The 19,881-nt window shown below is 50.1% G+C and carries 32 protein-coding genes and 1 rRNA gene (1 of these 33 running past the window's edge); 27 read left to right on the forward strand and 6 right to left on the reverse strand.

Annotated features, from left to right (window positions below; genetic code table 11):
• The first annotated feature begins 87 nt into the window (after nt 1-87).
• The 20 genes from rplN (at nt 88) to arfA (ending at nt 9,806) form a co-directional block, all read left to right on the forward strand.
• Nucleotides 88-459, forward strand: coding sequence for a 50S ribosomal protein L14 (gene rplN, locus OGV65_RS03255; RefSeq protein WP_000613954.1), 372 nt, complete (start codon nt 88-90; stop codon nt 457-459).
• A 10-nt stretch (nt 460-469) separates the two neighbouring features.
• Entirely contained in the window at nt 470-784 is a 315-nt protein-coding gene (gene rplX, locus OGV65_RS03260; RefSeq protein WP_003031122.1) for a 50S ribosomal protein L24, read from the forward strand.
• 14 nt (nt 785-798) lie between these two features.
• Nucleotides 799-1,338 carry a 50S ribosomal protein L5 gene (gene rplE / locus OGV65_RS03265; protein ID WP_003031123.1) on the forward strand — a complete coding sequence of 180 codons (540 nt, stop codon included), beginning with the start codon at nt 799-801 and terminating at the stop codon, nt 1,336-1,338.
• A gap of 14 nt (nt 1,339-1,352) precedes the next feature.
• Nucleotides 1,353-1,658: a 30S ribosomal protein S14 gene (gene rpsN / locus OGV65_RS03270; RefSeq protein WP_003031125.1), complete on the forward strand. Its 306-nt coding sequence runs from the start codon at nt 1,353-1,355 to the stop codon at nt 1,656-1,658.
• 30 nt (nt 1,659-1,688) lie between these two features.
• On the forward strand, nt 1,689-2,081 hold the full coding sequence (gene rpsH, locus OGV65_RS03275) for a 30S ribosomal protein S8 (protein WP_003031127.1): 393 nt from the start codon (nt 1,689-1,691) through the stop codon (nt 2,079-2,081).
• A 12-nt stretch (nt 2,082-2,093) separates the two neighbouring features.
• Entirely contained in the window at nt 2,094-2,627 is a 534-nt protein-coding gene (rplF, locus tag OGV65_RS03280; RefSeq protein WP_003031129.1) for a 50S ribosomal protein L6, read from the forward strand.
• 9 nt (nt 2,628-2,636) lie between these two features.
• Nucleotides 2,637-2,990 carry a 50S ribosomal protein L18 gene (rplR, locus tag OGV65_RS03285; RefSeq protein ID WP_000358960.1) on the forward strand — a complete coding sequence of 118 codons (354 nt, stop codon included), beginning with the start codon at nt 2,637-2,639 and terminating at the stop codon, nt 2,988-2,990.
• A 14-nt stretch (nt 2,991-3,004) separates the two neighbouring features.
• Nucleotides 3,005-3,508: a 30S ribosomal protein S5 gene (rpsE, locus tag OGV65_RS03290; RefSeq protein WP_003031131.1), complete on the forward strand. Its 504-nt coding sequence runs from the start codon at nt 3,005-3,007 to the stop codon at nt 3,506-3,508.
• A 3-nt stretch (nt 3,509-3,511) separates the two neighbouring features.
• Nucleotides 3,512-3,691: a 50S ribosomal protein L30 gene (gene rpmD, locus OGV65_RS03295; RefSeq protein ID WP_001140434.1), complete on the forward strand. Its 180-nt coding sequence runs from the start codon at nt 3,512-3,514 to the stop codon at nt 3,689-3,691.
• Nucleotides 3,692-3,694: 3 nt separating this feature from the next.
• A complete protein-coding gene (gene rplO / locus OGV65_RS03300; protein WP_003031132.1) occupies nt 3,695-4,129 on the forward strand; it encodes a 50S ribosomal protein L15 in 435 nt (144 codons plus the stop codon).
• Nucleotides 4,130-4,136: 7 nt separating this feature from the next.
• The gene (gene secY / locus OGV65_RS03305; RefSeq protein ID WP_001118864.1) at nt 4,137-5,468 is read left to right on the forward strand and encodes a preprotein translocase subunit SecY; all 1,332 of its coding nucleotides are present in this window, start codon (nt 4,137-4,139) and stop codon (nt 5,466-5,468) included.
• 30 nt (nt 5,469-5,498) lie between these two features.
• Nucleotides 5,499-5,615: a 50S ribosomal protein L36 gene (gene rpmJ, locus OGV65_RS03310; RefSeq protein WP_000868187.1), complete on the forward strand. Its 117-nt coding sequence runs from the start codon at nt 5,499-5,501 to the stop codon at nt 5,613-5,615.
• Between the two features lie 146 nt (nt 5,616-5,761).
• Nucleotides 5,762-6,118, forward strand: coding sequence for a 30S ribosomal protein S13 (gene rpsM, locus OGV65_RS03315; protein ID WP_003031135.1), 357 nt, complete (start codon nt 5,762-5,764; stop codon nt 6,116-6,118).
• A gap of 16 nt (nt 6,119-6,134) precedes the next feature.
• The gene (gene rpsK / locus OGV65_RS03320; protein WP_003031137.1) at nt 6,135-6,524 is read left to right on the forward strand and encodes a 30S ribosomal protein S11; all 390 of its coding nucleotides are present in this window, start codon (nt 6,135-6,137) and stop codon (nt 6,522-6,524) included.
• Between the two features lie 33 nt (nt 6,525-6,557).
• Nucleotides 6,558-7,178: a 30S ribosomal protein S4 gene (rpsD, locus tag OGV65_RS03325; RefSeq protein WP_003031138.1), complete on the forward strand. Its 621-nt coding sequence runs from the start codon at nt 6,558-6,560 to the stop codon at nt 7,176-7,178.
• A 25-nt stretch (nt 7,179-7,203) separates the two neighbouring features.
• Nucleotides 7,204-8,193, forward strand: coding sequence for a DNA-directed RNA polymerase subunit alpha (locus tag OGV65_RS03330; RefSeq protein WP_003031139.1), 990 nt, complete (start codon nt 7,204-7,206; stop codon nt 8,191-8,193).
• Nucleotides 8,194-8,233: 40 nt separating this feature from the next.
• Nucleotides 8,234-8,617 carry a 50S ribosomal protein L17 gene (gene rplQ, locus OGV65_RS03335; protein WP_001216370.1) on the forward strand — a complete coding sequence of 128 codons (384 nt, stop codon included), beginning with the start codon at nt 8,234-8,236 and terminating at the stop codon, nt 8,615-8,617.
• Nucleotides 8,618-8,723: 106 nt separating this feature from the next.
• Nucleotides 8,724-9,092: a DnaJ family domain-containing protein gene (locus OGV65_RS03340; protein ID WP_049281757.1), complete on the forward strand. Its 369-nt coding sequence runs from the start codon at nt 8,724-8,726 to the stop codon at nt 9,090-9,092.
• A gap of 10 nt (nt 9,093-9,102) precedes the next feature.
• Nucleotides 9,103-9,528, forward strand: coding sequence for a Zn(2+)-responsive transcriptional regulator (gene zntR, locus OGV65_RS03345; RefSeq protein WP_016154744.1), 426 nt, complete (start codon nt 9,103-9,105; stop codon nt 9,526-9,528).
• Between the two features lie 59 nt (nt 9,529-9,587).
• Complete coding sequence (gene arfA / locus OGV65_RS03350) at nt 9,588-9,806, forward strand: alternative ribosome-rescue factor ArfA (RefSeq protein ID WP_016157605.1); 219 nt, start codon at nt 9,588-9,590, stop codon at nt 9,804-9,806.
• Here the strand turns inward: arfA and mscL are convergent.
• The 5 genes from mscL to def form a co-directional block, all read right to left on the reverse strand.
• A complete protein-coding gene (gene mscL, locus OGV65_RS03355) occupies nt 9,803-10,216 on the reverse strand; it encodes a large-conductance mechanosensitive channel protein MscL (protein ID WP_016154742.1) in 414 nt (137 codons plus the stop codon). The two genes, arfA and mscL, sit on opposite strands and share 4 nt — an antisense overlap.
• Before the next feature lie 141 nt (nt 10,217-10,357).
• A complete protein-coding gene (trkA, locus tag OGV65_RS03360) occupies nt 10,358-11,734 on the reverse strand; it encodes a Trk system potassium transporter TrkA (RefSeq protein WP_003031153.1) in 1,377 nt (458 codons plus the stop codon).
• A gap of 21 nt (nt 11,735-11,755) precedes the next feature.
• Nucleotides 11,756-13,045, reverse strand: coding sequence for a 16S rRNA (cytosine(967)-C(5))-methyltransferase RsmB (gene rsmB, locus OGV65_RS03365; RefSeq protein ID WP_286454610.1), 1,290 nt, complete (start codon nt 13,043-13,045; stop codon nt 11,756-11,758).
• 51 nt (nt 13,046-13,096) lie between these two features.
• Complete coding sequence (fmt, locus tag OGV65_RS03370) at nt 13,097-14,044, reverse strand: methionyl-tRNA formyltransferase (RefSeq protein WP_094762081.1); 948 nt, start codon at nt 14,042-14,044, stop codon at nt 13,097-13,099.
• 14 nt (nt 14,045-14,058) lie between these two features.
• A complete protein-coding gene (gene def / locus OGV65_RS03375; protein ID WP_049281752.1) occupies nt 14,059-14,568 on the reverse strand; it encodes a peptide deformylase in 510 nt (169 codons plus the stop codon).
• A gap of 129 nt (nt 14,569-14,697) precedes the next feature.
• Between def and dprA the strand changes: the two genes are divergently transcribed.
• The 6 genes from dprA to OGV65_RS03405 are packed head-to-tail and all read left to right on the forward strand — an operon-like array spanning nt 14,698 to nt 18,490.
• Nucleotides 14,698-15,822 carry a DNA-protecting protein DprA gene (gene dprA / locus OGV65_RS03380; RefSeq protein ID WP_047358918.1) on the forward strand — a complete coding sequence of 375 codons (1,125 nt, stop codon included), beginning with the start codon at nt 14,698-14,700 and terminating at the stop codon, nt 15,820-15,822.
• Nucleotides 15,794-16,267, forward strand: coding sequence for a DUF494 family protein Smg (smg, locus tag OGV65_RS03385; RefSeq protein WP_003031162.1), 474 nt, complete (start codon nt 15,794-15,796; stop codon nt 16,265-16,267). The genes dprA and smg overlap by 29 nt, the downstream gene beginning before the upstream one ends.
• 26 nt (nt 16,268-16,293) lie before the next feature.
• Nucleotides 16,294-16,836, forward strand: a complete 543-nt coding sequence (locus OGV65_RS03390; protein WP_016154737.1) for a DNA topoisomerase family protein — start codon at nt 16,294-16,296, stop codon at nt 16,834-16,836.
• 4 nt (nt 16,837-16,840) lie between these two features.
• Nucleotides 16,841-17,413, forward strand: a complete 573-nt coding sequence (gene tsaC, locus OGV65_RS03395) for an L-threonylcarbamoyladenylate synthase type 1 TsaC (RefSeq protein WP_286454611.1) — start codon at nt 16,841-16,843, stop codon at nt 17,411-17,413.
• Between the two features lies 1 nt (nt 17,414).
• The gene (gene aroE, locus OGV65_RS03400; protein ID WP_016154735.1) at nt 17,415-18,236 is read left to right on the forward strand and encodes a shikimate dehydrogenase; all 822 of its coding nucleotides are present in this window, start codon (nt 17,415-17,417) and stop codon (nt 18,234-18,236) included.
• Nucleotides 18,233-18,490: a DUF1488 family protein gene (locus tag OGV65_RS03405; RefSeq protein WP_101701259.1), complete on the forward strand. Its 258-nt coding sequence runs from the start codon at nt 18,233-18,235 to the stop codon at nt 18,488-18,490. The genes aroE and OGV65_RS03405 overlap by 4 nt, the downstream gene beginning before the upstream one ends.
• Here OGV65_RS03405 and OGV65_RS03410 read toward each other — a convergent pair.
• Nucleotides 18,466-19,020, reverse strand: coding sequence for a gamma carbonic anhydrase family protein (locus OGV65_RS03410; protein WP_101701260.1), 555 nt, complete (start codon nt 19,018-19,020; stop codon nt 18,466-18,468). The two genes, OGV65_RS03405 and OGV65_RS03410, sit on opposite strands and share 25 nt — an antisense overlap.
• A gap of 469 nt (nt 19,021-19,489) precedes the next feature.
• On the opposite strand from OGV65_RS03410, the gene OGV65_RS03415 reads away from it, so the two are divergent.
• Nucleotides 19,490-19,881 (forward strand): 16S ribosomal RNA (locus OGV65_RS03415); it runs 1,150 nt beyond the window's last position.

Genomic DNA, 19,881 nt, shown 5'->3' on the forward strand with positions numbered 1-19,881 from the left:
GTTATAATGCCGCGCCCCCGATATGGGGCTTTTTTAACGACCTGATTTTCGGGTCTCAGTAGTAGTTGACATTAGCGGAGCACTAAAATGATCCAAGAACAGACTATGCTGAACGTCGCCGACAACTCCGGTGCACGTCGCGTAATGTGTATCAAGGTTCTGGGTGGCTCGCACCGTCGCTACGCAGGCGTCGGCGATATCATCAAGATCACCATCAAGGAAGCAATTCCGCGTGGTAAGGTCAAAAAAGGTGATGTGCTGAAGGCGGTAGTGGTGCGCACCAAGAAGGGTGTTCGTCGCCCGGACGGTTCTGTCATTCGCTTCGATGGTAATGCATGCGTTATTTTAAACAATAATAGCGAGCAACCTATCGGTACGCGTATTTTTGGGCCGGTAACTCGTGAACTTCGTAACGAGAAGTTCATGAAAATTATCTCTCTGGCACCAGAAGTACTCTAAGGAGCGAATCATGGCAGCGAAGATCCGTCGTGATGACGAAGTTATCGTGTTAACCGGTAAAGATAAAGGTAAACGCGGTAAAGTTAAGAATGTCCTGTCTTCCGGCAAGGTCATTGTTGAAGGTATCAACCTGGTTAAGAAACATCAGAAGCCGGTTCCGGCCCTGAACCAACCAGGCGGCATTGTAGAGAAAGAAGCAGCTATTCAGATCTCTAACCTTGCTATCTTCAACGCGGCAACCGGCAAGGCTGACCGTGTAGGCTTTAGATTCGAAGACGGCAAAAAAGTCCGTTTCTTTAAATCTAACAGCGAAACTATCAAGTAATTTGGAGTAGTACGATGGCGAAACTGCATGATTACTACAAAGACGAAGTAGTCGCTAAACTCATGACTGAGTTTAACTACAATTCTGTCATGCAAGTCCCTCGGGTCGAGAAGATCACCCTGAACATGGGTGTTGGTGAAGCGATCGCTGACAAGAAACTGCTGGATAACGCAGCAGCTGACCTGACAGCAATCTCCGGTCAAAAACCGCTGATCACCAAAGCACGCAAATCAGTTGCAGGCTTCAAAATCCGTCAGGGCTATCCGATCGGCTGTAAAGTAACTCTGCGTGGCGAACGCATGTGGGAGTTCTTTGAGCGCCTGATCACTATTGCTGTTCCACGTATCCGTGACTTCCGTGGCTTGTCCGCTAAGTCTTTCGACGGTCGTGGTAACTACAGCATGGGTGTCCGTGAGCAGATCATCTTCCCAGAAATCGACTACGATAAAGTCGACCGCGTGCGTGGTTTGGATATTACCATTACCACTACTGCGAAATCTGATGAAGAAGGCCGTGCTCTGCTGGCTGCCTTTGACTTCCCGTTCCGCAAGTAAGGTAGGGTTACTGAATGGCTAAGCAATCAATGAAAGCACGCGAAGTAAAGCGCGTAGCTTTAGCTGATAAGTACTTCGCAAAACGCGCTGAACTGAAAGCTATTATCTCTGATGTGAACGCGACCGACGAAGATCGTTGGAACGCAGTTCTCAAGCTGCAGTCTCTGCCGCGTGATTCCAGCCCGTCCCGTCAGCGTAACCGCTGCCGTCAAACAGGTCGTCCGCATGGCTATGTGGGCAAGTTCGGGTTGAGCCGTATCAAACTGCGTGAAGCCGCTATGCGCGGTGAAGTACCAGGCTTGAAAAAGGCTAGCTGGTAATTACCAATTGAATCACGGGAGTAAAGACAGATGAGCATGCAAGATCCGATCGCGGATATGCTGACCCGTATCCGTAACGGTCAGGCCGCGAATAAAGCTGCGGTCACCATGCCTTCCTCCAAGCTGAAAGTGGCAATTGCCAACGTGCTGAAGGAAGAAGGTTTTATTGAAGATTTTAAAGTTGAAGGCGACACCAAGCCGGAACTGGAACTTACTCTTAAGTATTTCCAGGGTAAAGCTGTTGTAGAAAGCATTCAGCGTGTCAGTCGCCCAGGTCTGCGCATTTATAAGCGTAAAGACGAGCTGCCGAAAGTTATGGCTGGCATGGGTATCGCAGTTGTTTCTACCTCTAAAGGTGTTATGACTGATCGTGCAGCGCGCCAGGCTGGTCTTGGTGGCGAAATTATCTGCTACGTAGCCTAATCGGAGGAAAAAATGTCTCGTGTTGCTAAAGCACCGGTCGTTATTCCTGCCGGCGTTGATGTGAAAATCAACGGTCAGGTTATTACGATCAAAGGTAAAAACGGCGAGCTGACTCGTACTCTCAACGATGCTGTTGCAGTAAATCATGCAGATAATGCACTGACCTTCGGTCCGCGTGATGGTTACGCAGATGGATGGGCTCAGGCTGGTACCGCGCGTGCCCTGCTGAATGCAATGGTTGTCGGTGTTACCGAAGGCTTCACTAAGAAGCTACAGCTGGTTGGTGTAGGTTATCGTGCAGCGGTTAAAGGGAATGTAGTAAACCTGGCTTTAGGTTTCTCTCACCCTGTTGACCATCAGCTGCCTGCGGGTATTACTGCAGAATGTCCGTCTCAGACTGAAATCGTGCTGAAAGGCGCTGATAAACAGCTGATCGGTCAGGTTGCAGCAGATCTGCGCGCCTACCGTCGTCCTGAGCCTTATAAAGGCAAGGGTGTTCGTTACGCCGACGAAGTCGTGCGTACCAAAGAGGCTAAGAAGAAGTAAGGTAACACTATGGATAAGAAATCTGCTCGTATCCGTCGTGCGACCCGCGCACGCCGCAAGCTCCAGGAGCTGGGCGCAACTCGCCTGGTGGTACATCGTACCCCGCGTCATATTTACGCACAGGTAATTGCACCGAACGGTTCTGAAGTTCTGGTAGCTGCTTCTACTGTAGAAAAAGCTATCGCTGAACAATTGAAGTACACCGGTAACAAAGACGCTGCTGCAGCTGTAGGTAAAGCTGTTGCTGAACGCGCTCTGGAAAAAGGCATCAAAGATGTTTCTTTTGACCGTTCCGGGTTCCAATATCATGGTCGTGTCCAGGCACTGGCAGATGCTGCCCGTGAAGCTGGCCTTCAGTTCTAAGGTAGAGGTGTAAGATGGCTCACATCGAAAAACAAGCTGGCGAACTGCAGGAAAAGCTGATCGCGGTTAACCGCGTATCTAAAACCGTTAAAGGTGGTCGTATTTTCTCCTTCACAGCTCTGACTGTAGTTGGTGATGGTAACGGTCGCGTTGGTTTTGGTTACGGTAAAGCGCGTGAAGTTCCAGCAGCGATCCAGAAAGCGATGGAAAAAGCCCGTCGCAATATGATTAACGTCGCGCTGAACCACGGCACCCTGCAGCACCCGGTTAAGGGTACTCACACGGGTTCTCGTGTATTCATGCAGCCGGCTTCCGAAGGTACCGGTATCATCGCCGGTGGTGCAATGCGCGCCGTTCTGGAAGTCGCTGGAGTTCGTAACGTTCTGGCTAAAGCGTATGGTTCTACTAACCCGATTAACGTGGTTCGTGCAACTATCGATGGCCTGGAAAATATGAAATCTCCGGAAATGGTCGCTGCCAAGCGTGGTAAATCCGTTGAAGAAATTCTGGGGAAATAAACCATGGCAAAGACTATTAAAATTACTCAAACCCGCAGTGCAATCGGTCGTCTGCCGAAACATAAGGCAACGCTGCTTGGCCTGGGTCTGCGTCGTATTGGTCACACCGTAGAGCGCGAGGATACTCCTGCTGTTCGTGGTATGGTCAACGCGGTTTCCTTCATGGTTAAAGTTGAGGAGTAAGAGATGCGTTTAAATACTCTGTCTCCGGCCGAAGGCTCTAAAAAAGCGGCTCGCCGCCTGGGTCGTGGTATCGGTTCTGGCCTCGGTAAAACCGGTGGTCGTGGTCACAAAGGTCAGAAGTCTCGTTCTGGCGGTGGCGTACGTCGCGGTTTCGAGGGTGGTCAGATGCCTCTGTACCGTCGTCTGCCGAAATTCGGCTTCACTTCACGTAAAGCAGCGATTACAGCCGAAGTTCGTCTGTCTGACCTGGCTAAAGTTGAAGGCGGTGTTGTAGACCTGAACACGCTGAAAGCAGCTAACATTATCGGTATCCAGATCGAGTTCGCGAAAGTGATTCTGGCTGGTGAAGTCACTACTCCGGTAACTGTTCGTGGCCTGCGTGTTACTAAAGGCGCTCGTGCTGCTATCGAAGCTGCTGGCGGTAAAATCGAGGAATAAGTAGCAGATGGCTAAACAACCGGGATTAGATTTTCAAAGTGCCAAAGGTGGCTTAGGCGAGCTGAAACGCAGACTGCTGTTTGTAATCGGCGCGCTGATTGTGTTCCGTATTGGCTCTTTCATTCCGATCCCTGGTATTGATGCCGCTGTACTTGCCAAACTGCTTGAGCAACAGCGAGGCACCATCATTGAAATGTTTAACATGTTCTCTGGTGGTGCTCTCAGCCGTGCTTCTATCTTTGCTCTGGGGATCATGCCGTATATTTCGGCGTCGATTATTATCCAGCTGCTGACGGTGGTTCATCCAACGCTGGCAGAAATTAAGAAAGAAGGGGAGTCTGGTCGTCGTAAGATCAGCCAGTACACCCGCTACGGTACTCTGGTGCTGGCAATATTCCAGTCGATCGGTATTGCTACCGGTCTGCCGAATATGCCTGGTATGCAGGGCCTGGTAATGAATCCAGGCTTTGCATTCTATTTCACCGCTGTTGTAAGTCTGGTTACAGGGACGATGTTCCTGATGTGGTTGGGCGAACAGATTACTGAACGTGGTATCGGCAACGGTATCTCAATCATTATCTTCGCCGGTATTGTCGCGGGACTCCCGCCAGCCATTGCCCATACTATCGAGCAAGCGCGTCAAGGCGACCTGCACTTCCTCGTGTTGCTGTTGGTTGCAGTATTAGTATTTGCAGTGACGTTCTTTGTTGTATTTGTTGAGCGTGGTCAACGCCGCATTGTGGTAAACTACGCGAAACGTCAGCAAGGTCGTCGTGTCTATGCTGCACAGAGCACACATTTACCGCTGAAAGTGAATATGGCGGGGGTAATCCCGGCAATCTTCGCTTCCAGTATTATTCTGTTCCCAGCGACCATCGCGTCATGGTTCGGGGGCGGGACTGGTTGGAACTGGCTGACAACAATTTCGCTGTATTTGCAGCCTGGGCAACCGCTTTATGTGTTACTCTATGCGTCTGCAATCATATTCTTCTGTTTCTTCTACACGGCGTTGGTTTTCAACCCGCGTGAAACAGCAGATAACCTGAAGAAGTCCGGTGCATTTGTACCAGGAATTCGTCCGGGAGAGCAAACGGCGAAGTATATCGATAAAGTAATGACCCGCCTGACTCTGGTTGGTGCGCTCTACATTACCTTTATCTGCCTGATCCCGGAGTTCATGCGTGATGCAATGAAAGTACCGTTCTACTTCGGTGGGACCTCACTGCTTATCGTTGTTGTCGTGATTATGGACTTTATGGCTCAAGTGCAAACTCTGATGATGTCAAGTCAGTACGAGTCTGCATTGAAGAAGGCGAATCTGAAAGGCTACGGCCGTTAACAGTCGCCCGAGAAGTTACGGAGAGTAAAAATGAAAGTTCGTGCTTCCGTCAAGAAATTATGCCGTAACTGCAAAATCGTTAAGCGTGATGGTGTCATCCGTGTGATTTGCAGTGCCGAGCCGAAGCATAAACAGCGCCAAGGCTGATTTATTCGCATATTTTTCTTGCAAAGTTGGGTTGAGCTGGCTAGATTAGCCAGCCAATCTTTTGTATGTCTGTGCGTTTCCATTTGAGTATCCTGAAAACGGGCTTTTCAGCATGGTGCGTACATATTAAATAGTAGGAGTGCATAGTGGCCCGTATAGCAGGCATTAACATTCCTGATCAGAAACATGCTGTGATCGCATTAACTTCGATCTACGGCGTCGGCAAGACCCGTTCTAAAGCCATTCTGGCTGCCGCGGGTATCGCTGAAGATGTTAAGATCAGTGAGCTGTCTGAAGAACAAATCGACACGCTGCGTGACGAAGTTGCCAAATTTGTCGTTGAAGGTGATCTGCGCCGTGAAGTTAGCATGAGCATCAAGCGCCTTATGGACCTTGGTTGCTATCGCGGTTTGCGTCATCGTCGTGGTCTCCCGGTTCGCGGTCAGCGTACCAAGACCAACGCACGTACCCGTAAGGGTCCGCGCAAACCGATCAAGAAATAATCGGGGTGATTGAATAATGGCAAAGGCACCAATTCGTGCACGTAAACGTGTAAGAAAACAAGTCTCTGACGGCGTGGCTCATATCCATGCTTCTTTTAACAACACCATCGTTACCATTACTGATCGTCAGGGTAACGCACTGGGTTGGGCAACAGCCGGTGGTTCCGGTTTCCGTGGTTCTCGCAAATCCACTCCGTTTGCAGCTCAGGTTGCAGCAGAGCGTTGCGCTGAAGCCGTAAAAGAATACGGTATCAAGAATCTGGAAGTTATGGTCAAAGGACCGGGTCCAGGTCGCGAATCTACTGTTCGTGCTCTGAACGCCGCTGGTTTCCGCATCACTAATATTACTGATGTGACTCCGATCCCTCATAACGGTTGTCGTCCGCCGAAAAAACGTCGCGTATAACGCTGTCGTTTCTAGGATTGTTGGAGAAAGAAAATGGCAAGATATTTGGGTCCTAAGCTCAAGCTGAGCCGTCGTGAGGGCACTGACTTATTCCTTAAGTCTGGCGTTCGCGCGATCGATACCAAGTGTAAAATTGAACAAGCTCCTGGCCAGCACGGTGCGCGTAAACCGCGTCTGTCTGACTATGGTGTGCAGTTGCGTGAAAAGCAAAAAGTTCGCCGTATCTACGGTGTGCTGGAGCGTCAGTTCCGTAACTACTACAAAGAAGCAGCACGTCTGAAAGGCAACACCGGTGAAAACCTGTTGGGTCTGCTGGAAGGTCGTCTGGACAACGTTGTATACCGTATGGGCTTCGGTGCCACTCGTGCAGAAGCACGTCAGCTGGTCAGCCATAAAGCAATTATGGTAAACGGTCGTGTTGTTAACATCGCTTCTTATCAGGTTAGTCCGAATGACGTTGTTAGCATTCGTGAGAAAGCGAAGAAGCAGTCTCGCGTGAAAGCCGCTCTGGAGCTGGCTGAGCAGCGTGAAAAGCCAACCTGGCTGGAAGTTGATGCTGGCAAGATGGAAGGTACGTTCAAGCGTAAGCCGGAGCGTTCTGATCTGTCTGCGGACATTAACGAACACCTGATCGTCGAGCTTTACTCCAAGTAAAGCTTAGTACCAAAGAGAGGACACAATGCAGGGTTCTGTGACAGAGTTTCTAAAACCGCGCCTGGTAGATATCGAGCAAGTGAGTTCGACGCACGCCAAGGTGACCCTTGAGCCTTTAGAGCGTGGCTTTGGCCATACTTTGGGTAACGCACTGCGCCGTATTCTGCTCTCATCGATGCCGGGTTGCGCGGTGACCGAGGTTGAGATTGATGGTGTACTACATGAGTACAGCACCAAAGAAGGCGTTCAGGAAGATATCCTGGAAATCCTGCTCAACCTGAAAGGGCTGGCGGTGAGAGTTCAGGGTAAAGATGACGTTATTCTTACCTTGAATAAATCTGGCATTGGCCCTGTGACTGCAGCCGACATTACCCATGATGGTGATGTCGAAATCGTCAAGCCACAGCACGTGATCTGCCACCTGACCGATGAGAATGCATCTATTAGCATGCGTATCAAAGTTCAGCGCGGTCGTGGTTATGTGCCGGCTTCTACCCGAATTCATTCGGAAGAAGATGAGCGCCCAATCGGCCGTCTGCTGGTCGACGCATGCTACAGCCCTGTAGAGCGTATTGCCTACAATGTTGAAGCAGCGCGTGTAGAACAGCGTACCGACCTGGACAAGCTGGTCATCGAAATGGAAACCAACGGCACAATCGATCCTGAAGAGGCGATTCGTCGTGCGGCAACCATTCTGGCTGAACAACTTGAAGCTTTCGTTGACTTACGTGATGTACGTCAGCCGGAAGTTAAAGAAGAGAAACCAGAATTCGATCCGATCCTGCTGCGCCCTGTTGACGATCTGGAATTGACTGTCCGCTCTGCTAACTGCCTCAAAGCAGAAGCTATCCACTATATCGGTGATCTGGTACAGCGTACTGAGGTTGAGCTTCTTAAGACGCCTAACCTTGGTAAAAAATCTCTTACTGAGATTAAAGACGTGCTGGCTTCCCGTGGACTGTCTCTGGGCATGCGCCTGGAAAACTGGCCACCGGCAAGCATCGCTGACGAGTAACCGGATCACAGGTTAAGGTTTTACTGAGAAGGATAAGGTCATGCGCCATCGTAAGAGTGGTCGTCAACTGAACCGCAACAGCAGCCATCGCCAGGCTATGTTCCGCAATATGGCAGGTTCACTGGTTCGTCATGAAATCATCAAGACGACTCTGCCGAAAGCGAAAGAGCTGCGTCGCGTAGTTGAGCCGCTGATTACTCTTGCCAAGACTGATAGCGTAGCTAATCGTCGTCTGGCATTCGCCCGCACTCGTGATAACGAGATCGTGGCAAAACTGTTTAACGAACTGGGCCCGCGTTTCGCGAGCCGCGCCGGTGGTTACACTCGCATTCTGAAGTGTGGCTTCCGTGCAGGCGACAACGCGCCGATGGCATACATCGAGCTGGTTGATCGTTCAGAGAAAACAGAAGCTGCTGCAGAGTAATCTGTAGTAACGTAAAAAAACCCGCCTCGGCGGGTTTTTTTATATCCGTCATATCCCCTCTTACCTACAATATCTGTACTCTTTTTGTTCATCACTGGAGTGTTGTATGTGGTTACTGGACCAGTGGGCAGAGCGCCATATTATTGATGCACAGTCTAAAGGTGAGTTTGATGGTTTGCCTGGTACAGGAGAACCGTTGGTTCTTGACGATGATTCCCACATTCCGCCTGAACTTCGAGCCGGATTCCGTTTATTAAAAAATGCGGGATGTCTTCCTCCTGAGCTAGAGCAGCGCAGAGAGGCAATACAGCTGCTTGAAATACTTGCAGGGATCCGCAAAGATGATCCCCATTATCAGGAAGTGAGTCGAAGACTGTCACTACTGGAACTGAAACTTCGGCAGGCTGGACTCAGCACCGAGTTTTTACACGGTGAATACGCAGATAAGTTGCTGCAGAAGATCAACGACGAATAGCGGAGATAGCATGTACCGTATTGGTGAATTAGCGAAACTGGCTGACGTGACGCCTGATACTATCCGCTACTATGAAAAGCAGCAGATGATGGAACATGAAATACGTACAGAAGGCGGGTTTCGTCTCTATACGGAAAGCGATCTTCAGCGTCTAAAGTTTATTCGCTATGCCCGTCAGCTTGGTTTCACTCTGGAATCGATCCGCGAACTGCTTTCGATCCGCATCGATCCCGAACACCATACCTGCCAGGAATCAAAAGGGATCGTCCAGGAAAGATTGCAGGAAGTGGAAGCGAGAATAGCTGAGCTTCAGGCGATGCAACGGTCGCTGCAGCGATTGAATGACGCGTGTTGTGGCAAGGCACACAGCAGCGTGTACTGCTCTATCCTTGAAGCACTTGAGCAAGGCGCCAGTGGATCACCATCAGGCTGTTGATTTATTGAACGGTCAGGTCTACACTCGCGGCGTAAATTACGACAACCAGAGGTATTATTATGAGTCGTTATCAGCACACTAAAGGGCAGATAAAAGATAACGCCATTGAAGCGCTTCTACATGACCCACTGTTCAGGCAGCGCGTTGAGAAAAATAAGAAAGGGAAAGGAAGTTATCTACGTAAAGGTAAACATGGTAATCGGGGTAACTGGGAGGCCAGTGGCAAGAAAGTCATTCACTTTTTTACCACTGGCCTTCTTGTTTCAGTGAGTGCTTAAGAGCGGTTATTCTGTTCTTTCAGCAGGTCACGAATTTCACTCAGCAATACTTCTTCTTTCGATGGCGCCGGCGGTGCTGCTGGCTCTTCCGCTTTTTTACGGTTCAGTTTGTTGATCAGCTTGATTGCCATAAAGATAGCAAACGCAACAATAACGAAATCAAAGATATTCTGAATAAATACACCGTAATGCATAACGACTGCAGGGATATCTCCCTGTGCATCACGTAGTGTTAAAGCAAACTGTTTAAAATCAATTCCACCAATTAACAACCCCAGCGGGGGCATGATGATATCGGCAACCAGTGATGAAACAATCTTCCCAAATGCCGCACCAATAATGACACCCACTGCCAAATCGACAACATTCCCGCGCATCGCGAATTCGCGAAATTCTTTAATAATGCTCATCTTATTCTCCCTATGCAGCTGACGTTTATAAGTTTAACAAATGTTTAGGCAATTTCCATTTATGTATTGCCTAAATAGAAATTTATTAAACCATGAAAAATAAAGGGAAATAATTTAGGCGCAGTTTCAGCGCCCAAATTATTACAGGAAGAACGGACTTGGCTGGAATAGTCGCTCGACGTCGGTAATAAACTTTTTATCTGTCAGGAACATAATTACGTGATCGCCCTGTTCAATACGCAGGTTATCATTGGCAATCATCACATCGTTACCACGCACAACGGCGCCAATAATGGTTCCTGGTGGAAGTTTAATTTCATCAATTGAGCGACCCACAACCCGTGACGTCGTTTCATCACCGTGTGCAACGGCTTCAATGGCTTCCGCGACGCCACGGCGCAGTGAAGATACACCAACAATATCCGCTTTACGCACATGACTGAGCAGCGCAGAGATGGTTGCCTGCTGCGGTGAAATCGCAATATCGATCACGCTGCCTTGCACCAGATCGACGTATGCTCTGCGTTGGATCAACACCATCACTTTCTTGGCGCCCATCCGTTTGGCAAGCATCGCCGACATGATATTCGCTTCATCATCGTTGGTTACCGCAATGAACAGATCAACCTGATCGATATGTTCTTCCGCCAGCAGCTCTTGATCCGAGGCATCACCAAAAAAGACGATCGTATTTTGCAGTTTCTCCGCAAGCTCGGATGCGCGCTGTTGATTACGTTCAATCAGTTTGACGCTGTAATCTTTTTCTAGTCGCCGTGCCAGCCCGGCGCCAATATTACCACCGCCCACTAACATAATGCGTTTGTAAGGCTTTTCCAGACGCTGTAATTCGCTCATTACGGCGCGAATATGCTGCGAGGCCGCGATGAAGAAAACTTCATCACCCGCTTCAACAATGGTAGAACCTTGCGGACGGATCGGTCGGTCATGACGGAAAATCGCCGCAACGCGGGTATCGATGTGCGGCATATGCTCACGCATTGTCGACAGCGCATTACCAATCAGCGGCCCACCGTAATAGGCTTTCACCACGGCCAGGCTGACTTTTCCTTCGGCAAAATTCACTACCTGCAATGCGCCCGGATATTCAATCAGGCGATAAATGCTATCGATAACCAGTTGCTCAGGCGCAATCAGGTGATCGATAGGCACCGCGTCAGATTGAAATAGCTTGTCCGCATCACGAACGTAATCCGGTGAACGAATACGAGCGATACGATTAGGCGTGTTAAACAGTGAATAAGCTACCTGGCAGGCAACCATATTTGTTTCATCTGAGCTGGTTACGGCAACCAGCATATCGGCATCGTCAGCACCGGCTTCACGTAGAACGCGGGGATGCGAACCATGCCCTTGCACGACACGGAGATCAAACTTGTCCTGCAGGCTACGCAGGCGCTCACCATTGGTATCGACTACCGTGATATCGTTGTTCTCTCCGACCAGGTTTTCAGCCAGCGTACCGCCAACTTGCCCTGCGCCCAGAATGATAATTTTCATCAGTCGCGACCCGTTATCTCATCACTTTTTGATTAGCTTAGCGTAAAAGAAGCCATCACCATCTTCCGCACTCGGTAAATTCTGACGTCCAGGTTTTTCCGGCGTACCAGTGACGCTTAATACCGCATCTGGCGTGCGCGCAAGGAAGGCGGCAATTTGCTGTTGGTTTTCTTCTGGCAGGATAGAGCAGGTTGCATAAACCAGCGTGCCGCCAGGTTTAAGATGTGGCCAGGTTGCATTCAGGATTTCAGCCTGCAACTGGGCAAGTTCAGCAATATCCCGGTCGCGACGCAGCCATTTGATATCCGGATGGCGACGGATCACTCCGGTGGCAGAACACGGAGCGTCCAGCAAAATACGGTCAAACTGTTGTTCACCGCACCACTGCTGTGGATAGCGGCCATCACCCTGTTTTACGGTTGCCTTCATACCCAGACGTTTTAGATTGTCGAAAACGCGCGATAAGCGTTTTTCATCAACATCGACAGCCATTACGTTAGCGTGCGGAGCAACTTCCAGAATGTGAGTGGTTTTGCCCCCCGGCGCACAGCATAGGTCGAGGATCTGTTCACCGTCCTCCGGCAACAGATAGTTTATGCATCCTTGAGCGGAAGCATCCTGGACGGTTACCCAGCCTTCATCAAAACCTGGGAGGGCGTGCACAGGAGCTGGCGTTTCCAGACGCACTGCATCCGGGTAATCTGGATGCGGGAAACCGGTTAATCCCGCTTCGGTCAGCAGGTCCAGCCAGGCATCGCGCGTATGATGGTTACGATTGACACGTAACCACATCGGCGGTCGCTGGTTATTGGCTTCAAGAATGCCTTCCCACTGCTGCGGATAAGCGGTCTTAATACGTTTCACCAGCCAGGAGGGGTGTAAGAAACGTAAATCGCTTTGAGAGAATTCAGCCAGCAGCTCTTCCTGGCGGCGCTGAAACTGGCGCAGCACGCCGTTGATCAGCCCTTTAAGCTGCGGACGCTTAATAACGACTGCGCCTTCTACGGTCTCTGCCAAAGCAGCATGCGGTGGAATACGAGTATGCAGCAGTTGGTAGAATCCCACCATGATCAGATAGTGAACAGTGCGCTGTTTGCCCGTCATTGGACGTTCCATCAACTGCTGGATCATCCACTCCAGTTGGGAGAGTGTACGCAACACGCCGAAGCAAAGCTCCTGCAACAGTGCTTTGTCTTTATCGGCAACTTTTTGCTGCATGGCGGGCAGCACGTTGCTTAATGATTGTCCCTTTTCGACAACCTGTTCGACGGACTGGGCCGCCATACTGCGTAAATTAAGATGTTTTTTCATAAGCGCAAAAATAAAAATGCCCGGAGATACCGGGCTTAAAGAGATGAACCGTCATACCAGACGGTTACCGGGTACAAACCATTCCCGGCGCGAATTAAGCAGATCCTGCGCGCTCATGGCTTTTTTACCGGCAGGTTGCAAAGAGACGAGATTCAGGATGCCGTCGCCCGTTGCGACCTGGATACCCTGTTTTGTCGCCTCAAGAATAGTGCCAGGTGCGGCCTGTGTGTTCGCTGTAATAACCGTAGCTTGCCAGATTTTCACTGGCTGGCCGTCGATTTCAAGCCAGCTCATTGGCCACGGGTTAAAGGCGCGGATGCAGCGTTCCAACTGAGCGGCTGAAAGCGACCAGTCGATACGGGCCTCTTCTTTGCTGAGTTTTTCTGCATGCGTAACCAGTGATTCATCTTGTACAACGGGTTTTATGGTGCCAGCCGCCAGCTGTTTTAGCGTTTCAATCAGCCCCTGAGGCCCTAAATCTGCCAGCTTATCGTATAACGAACCACTGGTATCTTCTGCAGTTATCGGGCAGGACAGCTTAAGCAACATATCACCGGTGTCGAGGCCAACATCCATCTGCATGATGGTCACACCAGTTTCGGCGTCGCCTGCCCACAGTGAGCGCTGGATTGGGGCTGCGCCACGCCAGCGTGGAAGCAGGGAACCGTGAACGTTGATACAACCCAGACGCGGCATTTCCAGTACGGCTTTTGGCAGTATCAGGCCATATGCTACCACTACCATCACGTCTGCGCGTAAATCAGCAACCAGCTGCTGGTTTTCCTGAGGACGAAGAGAGACGGGTTGGAAAACCGGTATCCCTTTTTCTTCCGCCAGCACTTTTACCGGGCTGGGCATCAGCTTTTTACCGCGTCCCGCCGGACGGTCCGGTTGGGTAAACACGCCAACGACGTTATGTCCAGAAGACAACAGCGCGTCGAGATGACGCGCTGCAAAGTCAGGTGTACCCGCAAAAATAATACGTAGTGAGTCTGACACGTTGATTCTTGTCCTTAAGCTCGGGCGTTCAGGCGGTCGAGTTTTTCAACTTTCTGACGAATGCGTTGTTGCTTCAACGGAGACAGATAATCGATAAACAGTTTACCGACCAGGTGATCCATTTCATGTTGAATGCAGATAGCCAGCAGGCCATCGGCTTCCAGTTCAAAAGCTTTGCCGTTGCGATCGAGCGCACGAATTTTTACTTTCTCTGCGCGCGGTACTAACGCACGCTGTTCGGGAATAGACAGGCAGCCTTCTTCAATACCTGTTTCGCCGTCTTTTTCCAGCAGCTCTGGGTTAATGAGTACCAACTGCTCGTCGCGATTTTCAGAGACATCAATAACAATGATGCGCTGATGAATATCGACCTGAGTTGCTGCCAGACCGATACCTTCTTCGGCGTACATCGTTTCGAACATATCATCAACGATACGCTGAATTTCTGCATTCACTTCTTCGACCGGTTTTGCGACTTTGCGAAGGCGCTCGTCCGGAATATGTAACACTTGCAAAACTGACATAGTTATCCAGAGTTGTGTTCAGGAGTTGAAAAGATTATTACCTCTATTCTAGACAAAACCCCCTCTGATTGACAGCATCAGTGACCAATCGCAAAGATTGCCAGGACTGCTTGTGGCAGGGGAACAGGGATGACCAAAATCGAAATTTGGCTACGTTTAGCACAAGTGAATGAACTGTATGGTGATGAGATGGTGCGCGTTGCCCACTGGCTCAATACTCAGCCGTGTATTAACAACGTGGTACTTCATCATGCTGGGCTCTCCCCCCGCCAGGCCCGGCGCTTTTTAACCTTTCCAGATCAGACGCTGGAAAAAACGCTGCGCTGGCTTGAACAGCCCAACCATCATTTTGTGGTTGCCGACAGCGAGCATTATCCGGCACAGCTCCGTGCAATTGAGGATTATCCTGGGGTGCTTTTTGTGGCAGGAAATCCCATATGCCTTAGCTCGTTTCAGGTTGCCGTCGTCGGTAGCCGACAGCACTCCTGGTATGGCGAACGCTGGGGGCGGCTGTTTTGTGAAAAGCTTGCAGCATGCGGCGTGACGATCACCAGCGGCCTGGCCCGGGGGATTGATGGTGTGGCGCACAATGCTGCGATAAACCGAGAGGGCACGAGTATTGCGGTGCTGGGAAATGGGCTTGAGACCATTCATCCACGACAGCATGTCAGTCTGGCTAAACGACTGATTGAGGCTGGAGGCGCACTGGTGTCTGAGTTCCCATTAGATACGCTTCCTTTGCCGCGCAATTTTCCCCGACGAAATCGCATTATTAGTGGTCTAAGTAAAGGAGTCCTGGTTGTAGAAGCTGCTCAGCGTAGCGGGTCACTGGTCACTGCGCGTTGTGCACTGGAACAAGGGCGGGAGGTTTTTGCGTTGCCTGGACCGATTGGAAGTCCGGGAAGTGAAGGTCCACATTGGCTTATTCAGCAGGGAGCCACGCTTGTGACGGCCCCAGAAGAAATTCTGGAAAATTTGCAATATGGGCTGCAATGGTTGCCAGATGAACCTGAAAAATCAATTTATTCGCCAGATCACGAAGAGGTGGCATTGCCATTTCCGGAGCTCCTGGCTAACGTAGGAGATGAGGTAACACCTGTTGACGTCGTCGCTGAACGTGCCGGCCAACCTGTGCCAGAGGTAGTGGCTCAACTGCTCGAACTGGAGTTAGCAGGATGGATCGCAGCTGTACCCGGCGGCTATGTCCGATTGAGGAGGGCATGCCATGTTCGACGTACTAATGTATTTGTTTGAGACATATATCCATAACGAAGCTGAGCTGCGTGTGGATCAGGACAAACTGGAACGGGATCTTACCGACGCTGGTTTTGATCGTGAAGACATCTACAACGCGTTACTTTGGCTGGAAAAGCTTGCTGATTATCAGGATGGTCTTGCCGAACCTATGCAGCTGGCATCTGATCCTCTTTCTATACGTATTTATACCGCAGAAGAGTGCGATCGACTGGATGCAAGCTGTAGAGGGTTCCTGCTATTCCTGGAACAGATTCAGGTGCTAAACCTCGAAACACGAGAAATGGTCATTGAGCGCGTACTCGCGCTGGATACGGCAGAGTTCGATCTGGAAGACCTGAAGTGGGTGATCCTGATGGTGCTTTTCAATATTCCAGGTTGTGAAAATGCCTATCAGCAAATGGAAGAATTACTCTTTGAAGTGAATGAAGGTATGCTGCATTAATCAATCTTCATTCAGTATGAGTTGTTATGGCTAAATCAGCACTGTTTACGGTGCGTAAAAACGAGCCCTGCCCACAATGCGGGGCTGAACTGGTTATTCGTTCCGGGAAACACGGTCCGTTTCTTGGTTGTTCACACTATCCAGAATGCGATTACATCCGTCCGCTGAAATCTTCCGCGGACGGACATATTGTCAAAGTTCTGGAGGGTAAGCTTTGTCCTGCATGTGGCGCCGAGCTGGTGCTGAGACAGGGAAGATTCGGGATGTTTATTGGATGCAGCGATTATCCAACGTGTGAACACACCGAACTTATCGACAAGCCAGATGAAACAGCAATAGTCTGTCCTCAATGCCAGACTGGCCACCTGGTCCAGCGGCGTTCCCGTTATGGCAAAACGTTTTACTCCTGCGATCGCTATCCGGAGTGCCAGTTTGTCATTAACTTCAAACCGTTAGCCGGAGAGTGTCCTGAGTGCCATTATCCGCTACTCATCGAAAAGAAAACCGCGCAGGGTGTGAAGCATTTCTGTGCCAGTAAACAATGTGGAAAGCCGTTCTCGGCGGAATAAAAAAGTGAATAATAACCTGCCCACAGGCCCTATCGCTGCTGCGATAGCGGTTCTGAAACAAGAAAAAGTCATCGCCTATCCAACAGAAGCTGTATTTGGTGTCGGCTGCGATCCCGACAGCGAAACGGCTGTTACCTGTCTGTTGGAGCTAAAACAACGCCCAGTCGATAAAGGCTTAATTTTGATTGCGGCAAATTTTGACCAGCTCAAGCCCTATATTGACGATAGCACGCTTACTGATGCTCAACGTGAGGCTGTGTTCGCTCGCTGGCCTGGTCCTGTCACCTTCGTTTTCCCTGCGCCTGCGACTACGCCTCGTTGGTTGACCGGTCGTTTTGACTCGCTGGCCGTGCGAGTCACCGATCATCCGCTGGTGGTTGCATTGTGCCAGGCTTATGGCAAACCGTTAGTCTCCACCAGTGCTAATTTGAGTGGCTTACCGCCTTGCAGAACGGTAGAGGAAGTCCGCGCGCAGTTTGGTACAGACTTTCCCGTAGTTGAAGGGGAGACCGGAGGGCGTTTGAATCCTTCGGAGATCTGTGATGCTCTGACCGGTGAACAGTTTCGACAGGGGTAATATGAAAGAAGCCTATGCTGTTTTTGGTAATCCGATAGCGCACAGTAAATCGCCCTTTATTCATCAGCAATTTGCAGAGCAGTTGAAAATTGATCATTCCTATGGACGTGTACTGGCACCTATCAATGATTTTGTGAATACGCTGAATGCCTTTTTTGCTGAGGGCGGGAAGGGGGCAAATGTCACTGTGCCTTTTAAGGAAGAGGCGTTTGCGCGTGCCGATGAATTAACGGAGCGGGCATCGCTTGCTGGAGCGGTCAACACTCTTAAACGACTTGAGGATGGGCGTTTACTGGGAGATAACACGGATGGTATCGGCTTATTAAGCGATCTTGAACGTTTATCTTTCATTCGCCCCGGATCGCGAGTTCTGTTGATTGGTGCCGGTGGCGCATCCCGTGGGGTTTTATTACCTCTTCTTTCTCTGGATTGTGCGGTAACCATCGTTAACCGTACTGCTTCGCGCGCAGAAGAACTGGCACAAATCTTCTCCCATACCGGCAGTGTGCAGGCGGTGGGAATGGACGAGCTTGATAATTACAGTTTTGATTTAATTATTAATGCGACATCCAGCGGAATTAGCGGTGAGGTACCAGCCATTCCGACATCGCTTATTCACTCCTCTGTCTATTGCTATGACATGTTTTATCAGCAAGGGAATACACCGTTCCTTTCCTGGTGTGCTGAACATGGGGCGAAACAGTATGCCGATGGTCTGGGGATGCTGGTGGGACAAGCAGCGCACGCCGTTTTACTCTGGCATGGTGTATTGCCACAGATTGAGCCCGTCATCAAAAGCATGCAACAGGAAATGTCGGCATGAATCAGGCGATCCAGTTTCCCGATCGAGAAGAATGGCGGACGGATATTAGCGCCGTTGTTTTCCCGGCGTTGGTCCATGGTATGCAGTTAACATGCGCTATATCAGGGGAGACGTTGGCGTCCCGCTTTGGCGGCTGCACGCCTGAACAATGGCTGGAAACCTTTCAACAGCATCGCTGGGACCTGGAAGAAGAGGCCGAAGCATTGATCCAGGACCAGCAGGAAAACTCTCAGGGTTGGGTTTGGTTACTCTGATTTAAATACTCATCTTTCCATTTAACGTAGTTGTTAGCAGAGTATTTTAAGCCTACTTTCTCTTCGTCACTTAATGGCCGGATCTGTTTAACCGGACTACCCAGGTACAGATATCCACTCTCCAGGCGTTTGTTTTGCGGCACCAGGCTTCCTGCCCCAATCATAACGTCGTCTTCTACCACTACGCCGTCCAGTAAAATTGATCCCATACCGACCAATACGCGGTTGCCAATGATGCAGCCGTGTAGCATGACTTTATGACCGACCGTCACATCCTCACCCACGATCAATGGATTACCTTGCGGATTAGATGTGGATTTATGTGTGACATGGAGAACGCTGCCGTCCTGAATGTTTGTACGGGCGCCGATTTGTACATAGTTGACGTCGCCACGAATCGCAACCAGCGGCCAAATCCCGACGTCATCAGCCAAACGAGTATCACCAATGACGACGCTACTGGTGTCGATCATCACGCGTTTTCCGATCTGTGGGAAAAGATCCTTATAAGGACGTAATACATCAGACATGTTTACCTCAACAAAAATAGAGCAGTAATGAAGACTTTGGTTGGATTATCGAGACTGTGCAAGTGATTTAGCTATCAAAAATCAGCCAAATTGTGCAGGAATGTAGCGAAAGGGGTGAAAAACAAGCACTCAGCAAAAAAGATCCAAAAAATACTTGTGCTAAAAAATGGGATCCCTATAATGCGCCTCCATCGACACGGCGGATGTGAATCACTTCACGCAAACAGCCGGTTCGGTTGAAGAGAAAAACCTGAAAATGAGGGTTGACTCTGAAAGAGGAAAGCGTAATATACGCCACCTCGCGACAGAGCGCTAAAGCGCGTCGCAACTGCTCTTTAACAATTTATCAGACAATCTGTGTGGGCACTCGAAGATACGGATTCTTAACGTCGCAAGACGAAAAATGAATACCAAGTCTCTGAGTGAACACGTAATTCATTACGAAGTTTAATTCACGAGCATCAAACTTAAATTGAAGAGTTTGATCATGGCTCAGATTGAACGCTGGCGGCAGGCCTAACACATGCAAGTCGAACGGTAGCACAGAGGAGCTTGCTCCTTGGGTGACGAGTGGCGGACGGGTGAGTAATGTCTGGGAAACTGCCCGATGGAGGGGGATAACTACTGGAAACGGTAGCTAATACCGCATAACGTCGCAAGACCAAAGAGGGGGACCTTCGGGCCTCTTGCCATCGGATGTGCCCAGATGGGATTAGCTAGTAGGTGGGGTAACGGCTCACCTAGGCGACGATCCCTAGCTGGTCTGAGAGGATGACCAGCCACACTGGAACTGAGACACGGTCCAGACTCCTACGGGAGGCAGCAGTGGGGAATATTGCACAATGGGCGCAAGCCTGATGC

Origin of the sequence: Citrobacter sp. Cb004 (assembly GCF_030337065.1) — a bacterium.
GTDB classification, from domain to species: Bacteria; Pseudomonadota; Gammaproteobacteria; order Enterobacterales; family Enterobacteriaceae; genus Citrobacter; species Citrobacter braakii.